The sequence below is a fragment of the Nocardia speluncae NBRC 108251 genome (genome assembly GCF_001613245.1).
GTDB classification, from domain to species: domain Bacteria; phylum Actinomycetota; class Actinomycetes; order Mycobacteriales; family Mycobacteriaceae; genus Nocardia; species Nocardia speluncae.
In genome coordinates, this window is the sequence record NZ_BDBZ01000021.1 from 36,704 (window position 1) to 54,549 (window position 17,846).

Genomic DNA, 17,846 nt, shown 5'->3' on the forward strand with positions numbered 1-17,846 from the left:
CCGAGAGGCGCTTGTTGGACGCCGATCTCGAACGACGCCGCCGGGACCACCACCCGGCGGCGTTTTCGTGCCCCCTTTGGCTCATCGCAGGCAGGCGGGCCCGAACAGCGCTTTCAATTCGCCCATCAGGGCGGGTGAGGTGGTGATCCGGAACCGGGGGTCCAGCGCCAGCAGCCGGGGACCCCGGGCGCCGGTCAGGTTGATCCGGAGTTCGGTGGTGCCGGGGTGACGTTGCAGCGTTTCCCGTAGGGCCCGCACCGACCGCGGCGTACAGGCGGTGGCGGCCAAGGTGAGGGTCACCGGCCGGTCCGACCCGTCTGCGGTCAGTTCCGGGTCACGTACCTGATCGCCGAGCAGCGATTGCCGGCCCTCCCGGATGCTGACCTGTGCGCCGATGGCCACGACGGCATCCTCGACAAGGAGCGTGGCGGCACCGGCATAGGCGGCCGGAAAGAACAGGATCTCGGTTCCGGCTTCGAGGTCCTCGAGGCGCACGATCGCCCAGGCTTCCCCTTTTTTCGTGACGCGGCGGTCGATTGCGGCGATGATGCCGGCCACCGTGACCTTCCGCCCGTGCGGAACCCGGCCTTCGGTCAGCGCACTGATCGGGGTGTCGCCGACTGTGGCGAGCGCGGTCGCGATCTCGTCCAGGGGATGGCCGGAAACATAGAGCCCGAGCATTTCGCGTTCGTAGCCGAGCCGTTCCCGGGTCTCCCATTCCTGATCGGGCACCGGGATATCGAAAACCCCGGTGTCGTGGTCCGGGTCGGTGCCGTCACCGGTGAACAGGTCGAATTGCCCGCGTGCGGCAGCTTTCTTGGTGTGCATCACGGCGTCGACGGCATCGCCGTGGACGGTCCACAAGCCCTTGCGGGGATGTCCCAGGGAATCGAACGCGCCAGCCTTGACCAGTGATTCGACCACCTTCTTCGTGCAGCCGGTGGTGTCGACCCTGGTGAGGTAGTCGGAGAAGCTGGTGAACTCGCCCCGTTGCCGCGCGCGGGTTATTGCTTGCACTACCGGTTCACCGACATTGCGCACAGCACCCAGGCCGAAGCGGATATCGGCGCCGACACTGGTGAAGGTGGCAGCGGACTGGTTCACGTCCGGCGGGAGTACCCGGATACCGCGTTTGCGGCAGTCGGCGAGGTAGGTCGCGGATTTGTCCTTGTCATCGCCGACCGAGGTGAGCAGCGCGGCCATGAATTCTGCTGGATGGTTCGCCTTCAGGTAGGCGGTCCAGTACATCACCAGGCTGTACCCGGCGGCATGGGATTTGTTGTAGGCGTACCCGGCGAACGGCAGCACGGCCTCCCACAGCGCGGTTACCGCGTCGTCGCTGTACCCGTTGCCGCGCATACCGTTACGGAAGTTCTCGAACTCCATGGCCAGTACCTCGGGCTTCTTCTTGCCCATGGCGCGACGCAGCAGATCGGCCTGCCCCAGTGAGTATCCGGCGACCTGCTGCGCGATCTGCATGATCTGTTCCTGGTAGACGATCAGCGCATAGGTTTCGGCGAGGACCTCGCGCAGCGGCTCGTCGAGTTCGCGGTGGATCGGTGTCACCGCTTCCCGGCCGTTCTTGCGGTCGGCGTAGGCCCAGTGCGCGCCCACGCCCATCGGGCCGGGCCGGTACAGCGCGTTGGAGGCCACCAGATCGTTGAATTCCGTCGGCGCCATCCGCAGCAGCAGTTCCCGCATCCCGGCCGAATCCATCTGGAATACACCGAGGTTGTCGCCGCGGGCGAGCATCGCGTAGGTGGCCTCGTCGTCGAGTTGCAGGGTGTCGAGATCGATCTCGACACCCTGGTCGGCGCGGATATTGTCGAGACAGTCGCCGATCACCGTGAGCGTCCGCAAACCCAGGAAATCCATTTTGAGCAGGCCGATGGCTTCGCACGACGGATAGTCCCATCCGGTGATGACGGCCCCGTCCTGCGGACGTTTCCACAGCGGCACCACATCGAGCAATGGTTCGCTGGACAGGATCACCGCGCAGGCGTGGACACCCGCGCCGCGGACCATCCCTTCCAGGCCCACTGCGGTGTCGTAGATCCGGCGGATATCGGGATCGGCGTCGATGAGCGCCCGGACCTCCGCCGCCTCGCCGTAACGTTCGTGACCCGGATCGGTGATACCCGCGACGGAGATATCCTTCGCCGCCACCGCCGGCGGTAGCGCCTTGGTGATCCGGTCGGCCACAGCGAACCCGGGCTGCCCGAACTGCACCCGCGCCGCGTCCTTGATCGCGGCCTTGGTCTTGATGGTGCCGAAGGTGATCACCTGCGCGACCTTGTCCGCGCCCCACCGCTCGGTGGCGTACCGGATCATCTCGCCGCGGCGCCGGTCGTCGAAGTCGATATCGATATCCGGCGCGGACGGCCGCTCCGGGTTGAGGAAACGTTCGAACAGCAGCCCGTGCTCGATCGGGTCGATATTGGTGATGGCCAGCGCGTAGGCCACCAGCGACCCGGCCGCCGAGCCGCGCCCCGGCCCCACCCGGATCCCGGCGCGTCGCGCATACGCGATGAGGTCGCCCACCACCAGGAAGTAGGCGGGAAAGCCTTTGTCGCGGACGATGTCCAGTTCGAAATCCGCGCGATGACGGTAGCCCTCCGGCACTCCGCCGGGGAAGCGCCAGCGCAAGCCGGCCGCCACCTCCTGCCGCAACCAGCTGTCTTCGGTATGCCCCTCGGGTACCGGGAACACCGGCATCCGGTCGCGGAATTCCCACACCTCGTCGTAGGGCTCGATACGTTCGGCGACCGCGAGGGTGGCGTCGCATGCGCCGGGTACCTCGTCGTCCCACAGCGCCCGCATCTCGGCCGGGGATTTCAGGTAGTAGCCGTCGCCACCGAACCGGAACCGTGCCGGATCGGACAGTGTCTTCCCGGTCTGGACACACAGCATGGCCTCGTGGGCGGCCGATTGCTGCCGCAGCACATAGTGACAGTCGTTGGTGGCCAACGGGGTCAAGCCGGCCTTTTCCCCGACCGCCAGCAGATCCGCGCGGACCCGGCGTTCGATCGTGAGCCCGTGATCCATCACCTCGAGCAGGAAATTCTCCGGGCCGAAGATATCGCGCCACCGGCCGGCCGCCTCGTAGGCTGCATCGAATTGACCCAGCCGCAAACGGGTCTGGACCTCCCCGGACGGGCAGCCGGTGGTGGCGATCAGCCCCTCGGCGTATTCCGCGATCAGCTCGGCATCCATCCGCGGCCATTTCCCCAGCTGCCCTTCGAACGACGCCCGCGACGACAGCCGGAACAGGTTGCGCAGGCCGACGGCATTGCGGGCGAAGATCGTCATGTGCAGGTAGGCGCCGGAGCCGGAAACATCGTCGGATTTCTGTGACGGGTCGCCCCACCGCACGCGTTCGCCGGAAAACCGCGACCCCGGAGCGATATACGCCTCGATCCCGATAATCGGTTTCACGGCCGACTGCCGGGATCGCCGGAAGAACTCCGCCGCCCCGTACATGTTCCCGTGATCGGTCATCCCGGCAGCCGGCATACCGAGCCGCTCGGCCTCGGCGAACAGTGGATCGACCTTGGCCATCCCGTCGAGCATCGAGTACTCGGTGTGGTTGTGCAGATGCACGAAAGAAGCGTTCGTCATCGGTGAACCCCCGTGCCGTCGAGCCGTGTCCGGGCGATCCGGTTGTTCACCCGGATCGGCCGATAAGGTTGATTCGGCTACATATGACCAGGTGAAATGCTGTAGGTCGAACAATCGACACGAGGGTCCGAACAACTAATGGGTGTACTACGAGGTGAGGTCGGCGACCTCGACCTGGCGACGGTGCGGGCGTTTGTGGCCGTCGCCGACGAAGGTCAGTTCAGCGCGGCGGCGGCGCTGCTCGGTATCAGTCAGCAGGCGGTGTCCAAACGTGTCGCGCGACTGGAGAAGCAGTTCGGCCTCGAGTTGTTCGACCGGGTGCCCACCGGCGCCGTGCCCACCGCGGCCGCAGCCCGGTTCCTGCCGCACGCGCGTTCACTGCTGGCGGTCGCCGATGAGGCTGTGGCCACGGTGCTACGGCGACCGCGGCCGTTACGGGTCGCGGTCCTGGGGGAGCGTGCGACCGAGATGCGGGCCATGCAGTACTATCTCGGTTGCCATCCCGACCGCGATACCGAGATCGTGCTGACCAACCCGTTCGTCACCGCCCGCGACGCACTGGTGGCGGGACGGGTCGACGCGGCCTTCGCCCGCGCACACGGCGGACCCCGCGCCTTGCCGCCGCGGATCGCGGCTACCCCGTTTCTTCTGGACCCGCTGCATCTGCTGGTCGGCAAGGATCATCCGCTCGCCGGGCACGCGGCGGTTCCGCTCGCCGAGCTCGCCGGGGCCACGGTCTGGGTGCCAGGGACATCGGTGGAGTCGGAATGGGCCGACTATTACCGCGAACTGAGCGGGTACAGCGGGGTCGTGATCGACAGCCGGCGGCGGGCGGAACTGTTCCCGGATATTCCCGCCGAACGCGGGCCGGCGCCGGTCGAGATACTGATCGAGCACATAGCCGGTTCGGATTCCCTGGCCACCTTCAGCGCCGAGGGTTTCGAATCCCCGTGGCATCCGAATATCCGCCGGGTCCCTGTGGTCGACCCGATGCCTGCGTACCCGCATGCGCTGTTGTGGGACACCGGCGCCCCGCATTCGGGTATCGCGGACCTGGTCGCCTATTTCCGCGACAACTACAACCGCGATATCGCGCACGACTGCTGGATACCGGACAGCGACAGAGCGCTGTTCTTGTCGTGAACCTATTGCTGCCGAATGTGTTCGTGATGCCCTGACAGCAGCCCAGGTGGGAGGTGTTGCACGGCGTTGTAGCCCGTTCGCATGCCGGGCGGGGGGCCGGCCGCGTGCTGGTACACAGGTCTCAGTAGTGTTGCGGCACTTGCCGGCCGGGTGCCGGCCCCGAATATCGCCAATGCCGGGAATGTCCGATAATCGGAGCAGTCTGTGGTGGTGCACCGCCGACGGGTACACGGCGGCTGGGCGAGTGTTCGGGAGGTGCTGATGAGGTTCGAACGCCGGCCGGTCGATCCCACCGGCTTCGAGCCTGGGTGGATGCTCGGATGACAACGCGTGCGGAACTGGAAATCGACCTGGACCCGCCCGCTGGGGCGCGACCCATGGCCATAGTCGTCATCGAGGCCGTCGAAGAGGGGATTCAGGCACAGGTCTACACGCTGGCGACGGGTAATTCGGACTACGACGTGGATCTGGTGGGGTGGTTGACCAACCAAGGTCTGCTGGGTGCGGAAGGTCTCGACGCCGACGTGGGGGAGTCCGTCATGATCGATCAGCATCGCGACACCCGCGAAAAGATCGAGGGTAAGACCGGGGAGCTGCAGAGCCAGCACGATGCGGTGAATGCCTCGGCCTTCGACGCATTCAGTATCACGAACGGAACCTTCCAGCAGATCAAGTCGAAGGTCGAAACGCTGCAAGAAACCTTGTCGCAGCAGCCGGGGCCGGCAGAGGGCGAGGTGTACATGCCGATAGCCGCGGAATACGCGGCGGTCGGCGCTGCCCTGAATACCCTCGACGAGGTTATCGACCTCGTCGATACCGCACAGCGGGGTATGGAAAGCCATGCGGAGGATATCGAGCGCAGCAATCCGGGCAACAGTGGCAACCCCAGCCAAATCTGGGGTGCGACTTCGCCGAAGAGCGATATGACCTTCACCGTGACAGGCGACGCCACCCCTGACAGCATCGTCGACATCGCCCGCGACGAACTGGAGCGTGGTGTGGCCGAGCGTGGTGGTAGCTCGAACAACGCGTACTACACCGATACCGGGGAAAGGACTCCCTTCGATATCGGCGACGCCTGGTGTGCCTCGTTCACCAGTTATGTGTGGGAAAAGGCCGGTTACGAGGTCGATTGGACGAACAAGAACTATGTGCCCGCGATCTGGAACGATGCCAAGGCCAACCTCGAGACCGCCGATGCCGGCTATGCGGAGAAGGGGGATCTGATCATCTTCGATTGGCAGGGCGACGGTACCCCGGACCACATCGGCATCGTGGATAAGGTCGAAGGCTCCACCATCTACACGATAGAGGGGAACTCCAGCAACCAGCTGAAGCGTAATGAGTATCAGATGGGCAACAATGACCTGGTCGGTGTCGTCAAACCACCTGCACGCAAGGTTCCCACTCCGGCACCCGAGCCTGTTGCGCAGTAGCGGGAACCCACGTTATCTTTCCTCGGCCTCGGTATGCAGGAGCGGGGCTACCGCTTCCTCTGAAGGGACGCGGAACCCTCTGATTTTTCCGGACCCGGCCGATGGTGAAGCGCGCCGCAGCTCCGGGGCGGGCCCGGAGCTGCGGCGGGCGAATTGCGCCGGCTCGGGGGCTAGCTCGAGCTGATGCGGTAGATACGCAGATCTTCCGGAACTCCGCTCAGCGGGGCGGCGAAAAAACTGCGCCGGTAGGGCCGGGCGGTATGCCCCAGGTCGGCCAGCGTCTCGGGTTCCAGCGCGGCGAGAGTGGATTCGGAGATCATCATCCGGCCATTGCCGGCCGCTTCCATCACGCGGGCCGCGATGGTTACGTCCACGCCCAGCCAGTCGCCGCCGATCTCGCGCGGCGAACCGGTGTGCAGCCCAATTCGCATCCGCGGCCGATAAGTGCCCACGGTGGTGTCGGCGAGGTTGCGCCGGGCCGCGATCGCGGCTTCGACCGCCCGGTCGGCGGACGGGAACACCGCCATCACACCGTCGCCCATCCGTTTCACGACCTGCCCACCGCGTTCGGCGATGGGCGGTTCGATGGCACGGGCGACCTTGCGTAGCAAGTCCAGGGTGGCTTCGTCGCCGGCGGTCAGCGACCACGACGAGAACGAAACCAGGTCGGTGAACATCACGGTCATTTCCTGGGTGCCCTTGCCGCGGCCGAGGCGTTCGAGCGCGGCCTGCCAGACCTGCAGGGCGCCGAAACCGATCTCGCGGGCTGCGCTGGGGCTGTCGCCGACCAGCCGGTCCGCGGCGCGGGCTACGGCGCGGGCGCCGCCGGGGCCGCTGACCGAGAGCGGATCGCCGAAGGCGGGATCACCGGGGAGCTGTTTGCGGGCTTTGCGCAGGATGTCGATCACATCCGGACGGTTGTTCGTGGCGTACATGAATGCGGAGAGCGGCCCGATCCGAGGGCGGGCGGGCTCGTCTGCGTTGTCCGGTGCGTTGCTGTCCGGGTTGCCGGCCTCGGTGCCCTGCGCTGTAGTGCCGCCCGCGTACTCGGTCGGCATGTTTCCCCCGGTCGTTTCACCGTGCCGCCGGCGCCGCGTTCGTCGTGACCGCTCGGTCGCCGTATCACCGTTGTTCCGGACGGGGTTCGGGTCGGCTATCGGGCCCTCGTCGCCGACGCGAGCCGCGGCATCGCTGTCGACCTCCGGCTCCGGCGTGGCGCTGCCGGAGGGTTTCTCGTTCACGTCCCGAGGGTATCTCAGGGGGTCGGCCGTGGTGGCAGTGCTGAGAATGGTCACCTGTCACCTCTCTATCGGAGGAGTGCGGCACGCCGTTGGGTCCGCCGATGGAAAATGTGTGGTGCCTGACCTGTTCGGTCCCGAGTTCGATAGTAGCCAGGACCGTGGGTCGGGAGGTGAACTCCCGGTAACCGATAGTGGGCGCCCGCCGGACGCGGATCGATGATCAGGTCGGACGTCCGGGGTGTGATAACCACCACCGGTCCGGTGCGCGGGCGCACCGGACCGGTGGTAGAGCACCCCGGCGACCGGGCAGTGGCCGCCGAGGCGCGGGTGCGCGAATTCTCCCGACGAGGTCGCGCACCGTACCCGAGCGGCGAGGGAAGCAGCTCGGGTGGTTCGGGTCAGGCGTCGCGCCGGTTCACCACCATCCACGCGATGCCGTTGACTACCGCGACGAAAATAGCGAAATAGGCGAGGCTGCCGTTCACGTCCCAATGCCAGTTCGCCGAGCTCAGAGACTCATCCACCGTCGCGAAACGGCTTGCGTTCTGGAACGGCAGGAAGGCGCTGATCTCACGCCCCACTTTACCCAGTGCCCCGACCAGAGGTTCGATGATCAGCTGCCAGAGCACGATGAGGGAGATGGCCGCGGCGGACTGCCGGACCAGTACACCGACCGCAATGGCCAGAATCATATTCAGAAACGCCAGAATCGGCACCGCAAACAACGCCCGCCAGTTACCCTCCAAGACGAGCGTGGCCCCGGCATCACCGGCCACTGCTTTGGCAACGGCGTAGGCCGCAAAGGCCAATATTGTGGTCAGAACGGCCGCGTAGGTGCCGACCAGCAGCCCCTTCGCCATGATGACGCGGATCCGGTTGGGTATGGCCTGAAATGTGGTCCGGATGATGCCGAACCGGTATTCGCTGGTCACCGTCAGGGTCGCCATGATGGACAAAACCAGGATGCCGAAGCCGGTGACACCGAGAAAGGCGGTATCGACCGTGATGACGGGGGTTCCGGCGGCCTGCGGGTCGTCGGCGGCGATACGCGCGATCAGGCCGAACAGGGCAGCGAACCCGACAGCCAGCGCCACCACGATCACCGAACACCACCACGGCGAACGAGTGGAGGTGAGTTTGATACGTTCCGCGGCGATCACACCCATTATTTCGTACCTCCCGTGAACAGCGGCTCCGAATCCGCCGGCTTGTCCATCACCACAGTGGCGTCCGCCGGTGACCCGATCTCGCCGTGGTATTGGACGTCCCCGCCGGTCATCCGCATGAACGCCTCCTCCAGAGAGCCGCGCTGCGGGGCGAGTTCGAAGAGGGTGATCTGATGTTCGGCGGCCAGCGTCCCGACGGCATCGCTGGCGACGCCGTTCACGATGAGCGCCGCGCCGTCGGCATTACCGTCGTTCTCCTTCACCGTCATCCCGTGCGAGGTGAGCAGGCTGCGCAGCTCGTCCAGCTGCGGGCTGCGCACCCGCACCGAAGCCTCCGACGCCCGCTCGATGAAATCGGACGTCGTGGAATCGGAGATGAGCCGGCCGCGTCCGATCACCACCAGGTGATCGGCGGTCTGCGACATCTCCGACAGCAGATGGCTCGACACCAGAACTGTGCGCCCCTCGGCCGCCAGCCGCTGCATGAACCGGCGGATCCACAGGATCCCCTCCGGGTCCAGGCCGTTGACCGGCTCGTCGAACAGCAGCACCTTCGGGTCGCCGAGCAGCGCCCCCGCCAGACCCAGCCGCTGCGACATCCCGAGCGAGAATCCGCCCGCGGATTTCCCGGCGACCTCCGAGAGGCCGACCAGCCGCAGTACCTCTTCGACCCGCGATTTCGGCAGATCGTTGGAGGCGGCCATCCATTCCAGATGGGCGCGTGCGGAGCGGTTGGGATGGACCCATTTCGCGTCGAGCAACGCGCCGACCTGACGTAATGGGTGTTTCAGCTCGGCATACGGCTTGCCGTCGATCAACGCGGTACCCGATGTGGGCCGGTCCAGGCCCAGAATCATCCGCATAGTGGTGGATTTACCGGCGCCGTTCGGTCCGAGGAAACCGGTGACCTGCCCCGGTCGCACCGTGAAGGTCAGGTCCTGGACCGCGACGGTCTGCCCGTAATGCTTGGTCAAGCCCCGGACTTCGATCATGCGGACCAGCATGCCCTATCCGAAATGGATACGCGTCAACCGATGGTCGCCAGTCGTGGTCATCCTCGAGGATGATCTCCGACTGTCTCGATGGGTACAAGTCCGTACGGGTAGGTCCGCAGTCATGGATTCCGGAACAACACCACAGTGAGCCCGGTCAAGCCGACCACGAGTATGACCAGGACGAGATCGGCGATCACCGTTCGGCCACCGGCCACCGGTACCCCTTCGGGTACAGGCGCAGTGGTGTGGCGAGCGCGGCGTGCTCGGTGATCGCATACCGCACTGCGTCGGCGTGTTCGAGCGCCGGGACTGTGACGGCTGCCGCGGCGTGCTCCGCGACCGCGCCGGTCACGATCAATGCCGAGAGCAACGGTCCGGTATCGAGGTAGAGCGTGTGCACCACCCGGAATCCGTGCTGCTCGGCTACCTCGTGCACATCGGCCCCAAGTCCTTGTAGGTCCCGGCGGATCATCGCGACCGCTCGCTGCGTCCGGGGCATCACCGATTCACCGCCTCGACGTACTCGGCGGCCAGGGAGTAGCGCGGGCAGCGGTGTCCGGCGTGGATCGCCATGACGTGGTGGGCATGGGACCGGCCACGTAACGGGTCCGTCCACCGGCACGCCGCCGGATAGATCTCCAGCCGCCGCAATCCCGCGGCTACGCGGCGCAATGTCCGCGAATCAGTAAGCCATTCCCCGACCACTCCACACCCCTTGTGTCCCCGACCTGCTGCAACTGTGTAAGGCACCCGCCGCCCGGGGCAGTCGGGGGTCAACCCGGTGGCGAGGCATGCCACAGAGATTCGCGTCAGACAAGGGGACAGAGGGACAACGAGGGGACAGTTCCGTCGGATCGATCTACCCTCGGGGCATGGGCGAGAACGTGGGCCAGCGGCTCGCATCCGAACGTAAACTGGCCGGCCTCAACCAGCGAGCATTGGCCGCGCGGGCGTCATACAGCTTGTCCATGGTCAAAGCTGTCGAACAAGGACGAGAGCCGGCTTCGGCTGGTTTCATCTCCGCTGTAGCACGGGTACTGCGCATTACTCCGGAACAGTTGACCGGCGCCCCTTACGACGACGGCCGCCCGCTGTCGGACGCCGTGAACGAACTCTCGGTACTGCTCACTGAAGGCCGCTATGCCCGCGCCACCGAACCGGGAAAGCTAGTGCAGCTCGAGGCCGACGTGCTCGCCGCGCAGCAGCTGTACCGGCGTGACCGCACCCGCCAGACCATCGAGGTACTGCCGGGCATCATCCGACGGCTACACGGCGCTACCCGGGAAATGTCGGGCGATGAGAAGGCGCACGCCTACACCCTGTTGACCGCCGCTTACGTGCTCGCCGAGTGGTCAGCGCGCCGGACCGGTCACCTGTTGCTCACTCTGCCCGCCTTGGACCTGGCCGACGCGTACGCTCCGATGTCCGATGACAGGAACTGGGGTGCGTTCTCCATCCTGGCCCGCGCTCGCGTCCTCACTCACTACGGGGAATCCGAGGTGGCCGGTCAGCTCATCGAGACAGCGATATCGTCGGCCGACGAATCTCGTCGCGGGTTGATCCTCGGCGGGTACTCACACCTCGCCGGCGCCGTGAACGAGGCCAGGAAGCTGAACTATTCCGGGGCCTCCGACCACATCGGGGCAGCGCGGGAGATGGCCCGTCGAACCGGCGAGACAGACGACTACCTCGTGTCATTCGGGCCGCTGAATGCCGAGATCCACGCCCACGAGGTCGAGTTGGAAGCCGGGGACCCGAGCCGGGCTGCGGTCGACGGCGCGAAGCTCGCCTATCCGGCGAGCGCGTCACCGACTCGGATCGCGCATCACTGGCAGGACAACGCGCGGGCGTGGTTGATGGCGGGGAAGTCGGATAAGGCGCTCGCCGCATTGAACAAAGCTCGGCTTGCTGCACCGCAGCAAACCCGGCTGCACCCGTCGGTGCGGGAGACCGTTCACGGGATTGCCGCGGCACAGCGGCGGCAGAGTGAAGGGCTTGTCGGGTTCGCATCATGGCTGGGGACGTCACTGTGATGCCGTCGAATGGGAGTACAGCGCCGATCTCGGAATCGATTCCCTGACCGCCTTCGCGACCTGGGCGACTATCAAGGCTTCACCGGCCAAAAGTCACTCCGGCTGCAGCCCGGGTGACGACGCCTGTGCCCAGAACCGTTTCGGTATACGACCCGCTTCGCGTGCCCGGTGCCCGGCCCGTACCGCATCCGCCATGGCGGCGGCCATCAACGCCGGTTTCCGGGCCCGGGTCACGGCGGTCGCGAGCAGCACGGCCGAACAGCCGAGTTCCATGGCGAGCGCGGCGTCGCTGGCGGTGCCGATTCCGGCGTCCAGGACCACCGGCACCTGCGCGCGGCTCACGATCATCTCGATATTGTGCGGATTCCCGATGCCCAGCCCGGTCCCGATCGGCGCGCCCAGCGGCATCACCGCCGCGCAGCCCGCATCCTCGAGCCGCCGCGCCAGAGCCGGGTCGTCGTTGGTGTAGGGCAGGACGGTGAACCCGGCGTCGACCAGCTGTTCGGCCGCGTCGAGGAGTTCGATGGGGTCGGGCAGCAGGGTGCGTTCGTCGGCGATCACCTCGAGTTTGACCCAGTTCGTTTCGAGCGCCTCGGCCGCCAGCCGGGCGGTGAGCACGGCTTCGGCGGCGGTGCGGCAGCCCGCCGTGTTCGGCAAGGGGGCGATATCGAGTCGTTTCAGCAGATCGAGTACGCCGGTACCGCCGGCGGCGTCGACCCGGCGCATGGCGACCGTGGTCAGTTCGGTGCCGGAGGCGAGCAGTGCCTCCTCCAGCACCGTCAGGTTCTCCGCCCCGCCGGTGCCCATGATCAGCCGGGAGCCGAAGGTCCGGTCGGCGATCCGCAACGGTTCGTCAGCCACCCTGGACCGCCGTCAGCACATCGATCTGCCAGCCGCGCCCGACCGGTTCATCCCAGCGTGATTTCGGGAACACCGCGCCGTCCACCGCGAGCGCCACGCCCTGGCACGGCAGTTCCAGCCGCTCCAGCAGTTCGCGGACGGTGAGCGAATCGGCGAATTCGTGATCGGTCCCGTTCACCGTGACACCGATCGGGACCGGCGACCCGGCCGCGGGTGACCCCGATGCTGATGACACTGTCATCGATTACCTCCTGAGGGTGTGGACGCACCGAAACGGTGCGGATCGGCCGCCGCGACTTCGGTCAGCGGCTGTCCGCCGAGTTCGGCGAGAACAGCATCGGCCGTGAGCGCACTGGTCAGCATGCCATTGCGGCCGTGCCCGGTGGCGGCGATCACGCGGTCGGACAGCCGGCCGATCAATGGGAGATTATCCGGAGTGCCCGGCCGGGACCCGGCGCTCGCCTCGGTCAGTTCGTATTCACCTATCCCGGGGAGCACGGTTTCGGCGTCGGCGATGAGATCGCGTACTCCGGCGACGGTGACATCGGTGTCGAAACCCGCCTCGTACTGGGTCGCGCCGACCACGACGCCGTCGTCACGCGGCACGAAATACACGGGCCGCCCGTGGACCCGGGCCCGCACCACGCGAGTGGGTGGCGGCTGCGACCCCGGGCGCTGCCGCAGACGCAGGATCTCGCCCTTCACCGGCCGCACCGGCAGCCCCGGCCAGAGCGCCGCCGATGCGGCGCCGGCGGCGAGCACGATCCGGCTGTGGTCGAGTTCGGCGAGGTCGCGTACCCGGTCCGGGCGAACGGTGACCCCGGCGTCGGTGGCGGCCTTGCGCAACGCCGTGATCAACCGCCGATTGTCGATGGCGGGTTCGGTGGTGGCGAGCAGCCCGGCTCGCACGGTGCGGGCCAGCGCGGGTTCCAGTGCCCGCACCCCGGCGCGATCCAGGAGCTGTAGATCGTGTCCGTGCCCGTTCACCCAATCGGCGATGGTGCGCAGGTCGGCGGCGTCGGCGCCGTCCTGGGCGATGGTCAGTGTTTCCCCGGCCACGAAGACGTCCACCCCCGTGATCGCTGCCAGCCGTGCCGCGAAATCCGGCCAGTGGGCCAATGCTGCCGCCCCGAACGCGAGCACATCGTCCTCGCCCGGCCAGCCTTCGGACAGGGGAGCGAGCATCCCACCGGCAACCCATGAGGCACCGCTACCGACTGCGGGGTCGAAGAGGGTGACCGACCAGCCCGCTTCCGCGGCCCGCCAGGCCGCGCCGAGCCCGATCACACCGCCACCGACCACGGCGACGGTCGCGGATGTTCGCACTACGTTCCACCTCCTGCAACGTTTCCACGTTAGCGCGGTTACGGTGGCAGTTGTGCAACCGTCCTCCGCTCGCCGACAGCTCCCGCCGCGTGATCGTCTCGCGACTGCCCGGCTGTACCTGTGCACCGATGCCCGCCGGGAGAAGGGGGATCTGGCCGCGTTCGCGGATGCGGCGCTGGCCGGTGGTGTCGATATCATCCAGCTTCGCGACAAGGGATCGCCCGGGGAGCAGCAGTTCGGTCCGCTGGAGGCCATGGGCGAACTCGCGGCGCTCGCCGAGTTACGGGCCGCGACCCGCCGCCACGGCGCATTGCTGGCGGTGAACGACCGGGCGGATATCGCCCTGGCCGCCGCGGCCGATGTACTGCACCTGGGTCAGCAGGACCTGCCGCCCTGGTACGCCCGCCGGATCCTGGGCCCGGATGTGGTGATCGGCCGCTCCACCCACGATCGTGAACAGGCTCACCTGGCGGCCGCCGACGAACATCTCGACTACTTCTGCACGGGTCCGGTGTGGGCGACGCCCACGAAACCGGGTCGTGAACCGGCGGGTCTGGAACTGGTGCGGGAAACCGCCGCCGCGGCGCCGGCTCGACCGTGGTTCGCCATCGGCGGTATCGACGGCTCGACGCTGCCGGAGGTCAGGGCCGCGGGTGCGGAGCGTGTGGTGGTGGTGCGGGCGATCACCGCGGCCGACGATCCGGAGGCGGCGGCCCGGGAGCTGAAGTCCGCGCTGCCGGCAGACTGACCGGCCTGTGCGCGGGTGCCGCGTCAGGGCGCGGGCCGACTGTGAGCGCTATCCGTTCATCGTCGCGTAGTCGTGTGTTCCTGCTGTGCCGGGTACGCCGGTCCCGTCCGGCGCAGATGGACAGGACCGGCGTATCGCAGGGGCGGGGAACCACCGGTCGCCGCCTGCGGCGGAGTGGTTCCGGGACACCTTTCGAGGACTGCCCCATCGGTCCGGGCCGGAAACCTCACGGCCGGTGATCGCATCGGAATCCGGACCCGAGCAGCCGTGCCGGGGTGCGGTGGTCGGTGCCTGCCCCGGTGGGAGTGGACGGGTGCGCAGTCACAGCAACCAGAGCACCGCGCCCGCTACCGCGAGCAACGCGCCCACTCCGAGGCTGATCGCGAGTGGGCGGGTGGTCTTCCAGGTGGTGTAGGCGCCGCCGATCAGGAATCCGGCGAGGGTGAACAACAGCACTACGGCGACATCGGTGGACACGGAAACCCATTGTGCCTGGTCGCCCTGGGGGGACGTGGGTTCCGGTAGTAATCGCCGAAAAACCAACGGATATGGCGTAGCTGCTGGTCAGCGTCGGAGTTCGGCTCCCGGGCCGAGTAGCGCGGTGAGATCGCGCATCGCCTGCGGGGATGGTTTGAAGTAGCGGCGCAGGTTCTCGGCCTTGCGGTGGCGGGACTTGGCCATGAGTTCGAGCAGGCCGGCCCCGGCTTCTCCGAGGTGGGTCAGTCCGGAGTGGCGCAGTTCGTGCAGGTCCCAGCCGGTTCCGGGGCCGTCGATGGCGGTGGCGGTTTCGAGCGCCCCGCCGAGGTCGGGAGTGCCGGTGCGGTCCATCCTTGTTCGGCGCACCAGCTCAGCCATTTGCCGACCGCCGCGCGTTCCAGGTGTTGACCGCCGCGCTGCCCCACAACGATTCCAGCGCCGCGCCGATATCGGCGTCGGTGACCGAGTCCAGAGCACGGCTGGCGCCGATCAGCCCGTCGGGGCTCGGCCGTCGATCGCGTCGACGGGCTTGACGATGGCGATGCCGTAGGCACGGCGGGTGTTCGCCGACCCGATCGTGTCGAGGAACGCCTCGGCGGCGGTGCGCAGGGTGCGCGCCGGTGGTGCGGTGCGTAGCCGTGTCACCTTCGCGGCCATCGGTTCCCCGTTTCCGGCTTACCCCGGGATAACAGCCCGTTATCCCGGGTAGTGCCTCGGTGAGGAACCGCAGCCTACTGACCAGGGACTGTATCCATATCCGCCCGATTTTCGGCGGTTACTACCGGGAACCCGCTTTGGCGCGGCTCTCAGGCCGTGGCGAGCCAGGTACGTGCGGCGGTGACCAGCGCCGTCACTCCGAGCGGGAGGGTCGGTTCGATCGCCGGGGCGTAGTGCGGCGAATGATTGGACGGCACTCGCAGCAGGGCGGGATCGTTCAGGTCGCCGGTGGTGAAGAGGGACGGATCGCTACCGCCGAGCAGCCAGTAGGCCAGCGGCGCCTCTGCGCTCGTCGCCAGAATGCCCACATCCTCGCTTCCGGCGCCCGCGCCCGGATCGAGTACGTGGTCCTCGCCGAGCTGGGCGGCGAACGCATCGAGTGTTCTGCGCAGGGCCGCGGGATCGTTGGATACCACCGGGAACCGTTCTGTCTCGGTGATCTCGGGTTCCTGCGGCGCGCCCGCGGTCGCGGCCATACCCCGGACGATACGGGTGACACCGTCCAGGATCGTCCGCCGGACCTGTTCGTCGTAGCTGCGGATATTGAGCTGGAGTTCGGCCTCACCCGGGATGACATTGGCCGCGTCGCCGGTATGCAGCGACCCGATGGTGAGCACCGCTGTGGCGGTACTCGGGATCTCCCGGGAGATGACGGTCTGTAGCCGCAGCACGGTTTCCGCGGCCATCACGATCGGGTCGATCGACGATTGCGGCATCGACCCGTGGGCACCGCGTCCGATCAGACGTACCCGCAGCGAATCGGAGGCGGCGTAGGCGGGACCGGGATGCGCCGCGACGGTTCCGGCCGGCAGCGGGGACACATGCTGGCCCAGGACGATATCCGGGCGTGGGAAACGGTCGAAGAGGCCATCTTCCACCATGGCCTGCGCGCCCGCGCCGAGTTCTTCGGCCGGCTGGAACACCACGACCAGCGTTCCGCGCCAGCTGCCGGCATCGGCGGCCAGCGCGTCGACGGCGCCGAGCAGGCAGGTGATATGGAGATCGTGACCGCAGGCGTGGGCCACCGGGACGACCTTGCCGTCCGATGTCGCCGTTGCCGTGCTCGCGTAATCGAGGCCGGTTTCCTCGGCCACCGGCAGCGCGTCCATATCAGCGCGCAGGAGAACGGACGGCCCGGGCCCGTTGGCAAGGACGCCCACCACTCCCGTCCGGCCGACCCCGGTCGTCACCCGCAGGCCCCGCCTGTTCAGCCGATCGGCGATGATGCCCGCAGTCCGGTGTTCGTGGAAGCCGAGTTCCGGATGCCGGTGCAGATCCTGATACAAGCGGGTCAGCGTGGGATCGACCGGGACGTTCTCATATGCACGCATAACTTCTCCCTCTGCGTTCTCATGGGGCCGGGAAGTTGGGGAGTGCGATGCCGGTCGCGGGGACCGGCGGGGTGGGCGGAGACCGCTGGTTCCGCCCGTTGTCCAGGTATTCGGTCTGTTGCTGCCGTGCCGGTGGCGCCGGATTCGTCGCCACCGTGTGCTGTCCATCCTGGCACGCCTGCCCGGCCTGCGCGGTGGCCTGCCGCCGATCGGAACCCCCGCCGGTCCGCCCGCTGCAGAGTCCGGGGTAACGGGCACCGACAGGGCTTCGGCGATGGCGACGGGAATCGGCGGTGAGCACCACAGCACCGCCGATCCGGAACAAGGTCTGCACCAGACCCGACGCCAGGCCCTGTTCTTGGTCGGCGATGCGCCCGGTGGTCCTGTAGGGGTCCCGGTATTAACCGCCGAAAATCGGGCGGATATGGATACAGTCCCTGGTCAGGAGGCTGCGGTTCCTCACCGAGGCACTACCCGGGATAACAGGCCATTATCCGGGGCGACACGGGATCGGTGAAGCTATGCCGCGGCCGGGTGCAGCAGCGCGGCGAGGCCGGGTGGCGTGGGCATGGTTTGGCGCAGCCCGACGTTGGCGCGGCCGGTGTTGCCTTCGGGCGCGAGCCCGGCCAGTGTTCCTGGGGCGGCGACGATGACGCGCACGATCTGGCCGAGAGCCTCGCGGCAACCACCGCCACGGCACCCGGCGCTCCACCCCGGCCCTGGTCACAAACACTGCCTCGAACTCATCATCGGC

At 67.4% G+C, this 17,846-nt stretch carries 17 protein-coding genes and 1 pseudogene; 4 read left to right on the top strand and 14 right to left on the bottom strand.

What is annotated here, in order from left to right; genetic code table 11:
- Positions 1-81 precede the first annotated feature (81 nt).
- Entirely contained in the window at positions 82-3,618 is a 3,537-nt protein-coding gene (gene dnaE / locus NS6_RS20235; RefSeq protein ID WP_068044292.1) for a DNA polymerase III subunit alpha, read from the bottom strand.
- 138 nt (positions 3,619-3,756) lie between these two features.
- Between dnaE and NS6_RS20240 the strand changes: the two genes are divergently transcribed.
- The gene (locus NS6_RS20240; protein ID WP_068044052.1) at positions 3,757-4,761 is read left to right on the top strand and encodes a LysR family transcriptional regulator; all 1,005 of its coding nucleotides are present in this window, start codon (positions 3,757-3,759) and stop codon (positions 4,759-4,761) included.
- Between the two features lie 320 nt (positions 4,762-5,081).
- On the top strand, positions 5,082-6,197 hold the full coding sequence (locus NS6_RS20245) for a CHAP domain-containing protein (RefSeq protein ID WP_068044054.1): 1,116 nt from the start codon (positions 5,082-5,084) through the stop codon (positions 6,195-6,197).
- A 170-nt stretch (positions 6,198-6,367) separates the two neighbouring features.
- On the opposite strand, the gene NS6_RS20250 is transcribed toward NS6_RS20245, so the two are convergent.
- From NS6_RS20250 to NS6_RS34865, 5 genes are all read right to left on the bottom strand, one after another.
- A complete protein-coding gene (locus NS6_RS20250; RefSeq protein ID WP_084471253.1) occupies positions 6,368-7,255 on the bottom strand; it encodes an adenylate/guanylate cyclase domain-containing protein in 888 nt (295 codons plus the stop codon).
- Positions 7,256-7,836: 581 nt separating this feature from the next.
- A complete protein-coding gene (locus tag NS6_RS20255) occupies positions 7,837-8,604 on the bottom strand; it encodes an ABC transporter permease (protein WP_068044056.1) in 768 nt (255 codons plus the stop codon).
- Positions 8,604-9,596: an ABC transporter ATP-binding protein gene (locus NS6_RS20260; RefSeq protein ID WP_068044295.1), complete on the bottom strand. Its 993-nt coding sequence runs from the start codon at positions 9,594-9,596 to the stop codon at positions 8,604-8,606. Before NS6_RS20260 ends, NS6_RS20255 begins: the two co-directional genes overlap by 1 nt.
- A 196-nt stretch (positions 9,597-9,792) precedes the next feature.
- A complete protein-coding gene (locus tag NS6_RS20265) occupies positions 9,793-10,098 on the bottom strand; it encodes a hypothetical protein (protein WP_068044058.1) in 306 nt (101 codons plus the stop codon).
- Positions 10,098-10,304: a hypothetical protein gene (locus NS6_RS34865; protein ID WP_157112851.1), complete on the bottom strand. Its 207-nt coding sequence runs from the start codon at positions 10,302-10,304 to the stop codon at positions 10,098-10,100. The genes NS6_RS20265 and NS6_RS34865 overlap by 1 nt, the downstream gene beginning before the upstream one ends.
- Positions 10,305-10,471: 167 nt before the next feature.
- Between NS6_RS34865 and NS6_RS20270 the strand changes: the two genes are divergently transcribed.
- On the top strand, positions 10,472-11,632 hold the full coding sequence (locus NS6_RS20270; RefSeq protein ID WP_068044060.1) for a helix-turn-helix domain-containing protein: 1,161 nt from the start codon (positions 10,472-10,474) through the stop codon (positions 11,630-11,632).
- Positions 11,633-11,725: 93 nt separating this feature from the next.
- Here the strand turns inward: NS6_RS20270 and NS6_RS20275 are convergent, their stop codons facing one another.
- Genes NS6_RS20275 through thiO form a run of 3 tightly spaced genes read right to left on the bottom strand, consistent with a single transcriptional unit; the run spans position 11,726 to position 13,819 of the window.
- A complete protein-coding gene (locus NS6_RS20275) occupies positions 11,726-12,493 on the bottom strand; it encodes a thiazole synthase (RefSeq protein WP_068044062.1) in 768 nt (255 codons plus the stop codon).
- Positions 12,486-12,734, bottom strand: coding sequence for a sulfur carrier protein ThiS (gene thiS, locus NS6_RS20280; RefSeq protein ID WP_068044064.1), 249 nt, complete (start codon positions 12,732-12,734; stop codon positions 12,486-12,488). The genes NS6_RS20275 and thiS overlap by 8 nt, the downstream gene beginning before the upstream one ends.
- Complete coding sequence (gene thiO, locus NS6_RS20285) at positions 12,731-13,819, bottom strand: glycine oxidase ThiO (RefSeq protein WP_068044066.1); 1,089 nt, start codon at positions 13,817-13,819, stop codon at positions 12,731-12,733. The genes thiS and thiO overlap by 4 nt, the downstream gene beginning before the upstream one ends.
- A gap of 52 nt (positions 13,820-13,871) precedes the next feature.
- Between thiO and thiE the strand changes: the two genes are divergently transcribed.
- On the top strand, positions 13,872-14,567 hold the full coding sequence (gene thiE / locus NS6_RS20290; protein WP_068044298.1) for a thiamine phosphate synthase: 696 nt from the start codon (positions 13,872-13,874) through the stop codon (positions 14,565-14,567).
- A 321-nt stretch (positions 14,568-14,888) separates the two neighbouring features.
- On the opposite strand, the gene NS6_RS35235 is transcribed toward thiE, so the two are convergent.
- The 5 genes and pseudogenes from NS6_RS35235 to NS6_RS34115 form a co-directional block, all read right to left on the bottom strand.
- On the bottom strand, positions 14,889-15,044 hold the full coding sequence (locus tag NS6_RS35235) for a CG2302 family histidine operon protein (RefSeq protein ID WP_168443537.1): 156 nt from the start codon (positions 15,042-15,044) through the stop codon (positions 14,889-14,891).
- An 87-nt stretch (positions 15,045-15,131) separates the two neighbouring features.
- The gene (locus NS6_RS35965; protein ID WP_245669430.1) at positions 15,132-15,422 is read right to left on the bottom strand and encodes a site-specific integrase; all 291 of its coding nucleotides are present in this window, start codon (positions 15,420-15,422) and stop codon (positions 15,132-15,134) included.
- Positions 15,423-15,533: 111 nt separating this feature from the next.
- Entirely contained in the window at positions 15,534-15,701 is a 168-nt protein-coding gene (locus NS6_RS35970; RefSeq protein ID WP_245669431.1) for a hypothetical protein, read from the bottom strand.
- 149 nt (positions 15,702-15,850) lie between these two features.
- Complete coding sequence (locus NS6_RS20300) at positions 15,851-17,092, bottom strand: amidohydrolase (protein ID WP_068044068.1); 1,242 nt, start codon at positions 17,090-17,092, stop codon at positions 15,851-15,853.
- Positions 17,093-17,611: 519 nt separating this feature from the next.
- A pseudogene (locus NS6_RS34115) lies at positions 17,612-17,773 on the bottom strand (DUF3703 domain-containing protein); the annotation flags it as partial.
- Positions 17,774-17,846: the final 73 nt, after the last annotated feature.

Bases quoted from the DNA above. Each gene is read 5' to 3' on its own strand.
- NS6_RS20240 (WP_068044052.1), top strand. From the start codon at position 3,757: ATGGGTGTACTACGAGGTGAGGTCGGCGACCTCGACCTGGCGACGGTG.
- NS6_RS20250 (WP_084471253.1), bottom strand. From the start codon at position 7,255: ATGCCGACCGAGTACGCGGGCGGCACTACAGCGCAGGGCACCGAGGCC.
- NS6_RS20260 (WP_068044295.1), bottom strand. From the start codon at position 9,596: ATGATCGAAGTCCGGGGCTTGACCAAGCATTACGGGCAGACCGTCGCG.
- NS6_RS20300 (WP_068044068.1), bottom strand. From the start codon at position 17,092: ATGCGTGCATATGAGAACGTCCCGGTCGATCCCACGCTGACCCGCTTG.
- NS6_RS35965 (WP_245669430.1), bottom strand. From the start codon at position 15,422: ATGGCTGAGCTGGTGCGCCGAACAAGGATGGACCGCACCGGCACTCCC.
- NS6_RS20245 (WP_068044054.1), top strand. From the start codon at position 5,082: ATGACAACGCGTGCGGAACTGGAAATCGACCTGGACCCGCCCGCTGGG.
- NS6_RS20265 (WP_068044058.1), bottom strand. From the start codon at position 10,098: ATGCCCCGGACGCAGCGAGCGGTCGCGATGATCCGCCGGGACCTACAA.
- NS6_RS35970 (WP_245669431.1), bottom strand. From the start codon at position 15,701: ATGGCCGCGAAGGTGACACGGCTACGCACCGCACCACCGGCGCGCACC.
- dnaE (WP_068044292.1), bottom strand. From the start codon at position 3,618: ATGACGAACGCTTCTTTCGTGCATCTGCACAACCACACCGAGTACTCG.
- thiS (WP_068044064.1), bottom strand. From the start codon at position 12,734: ATGACAGTGTCATCAGCATCGGGGTCACCCGCGGCCGGGTCGCCGGTC.
- NS6_RS20255 (WP_068044056.1), bottom strand. From the start codon at position 8,604: ATGGGTGTGATCGCCGCGGAACGTATCAAACTCACCTCCACTCGTTCG.
- NS6_RS20270 (WP_068044060.1), top strand. From the start codon at position 10,472: ATGGGCGAGAACGTGGGCCAGCGGCTCGCATCCGAACGTAAACTGGCC.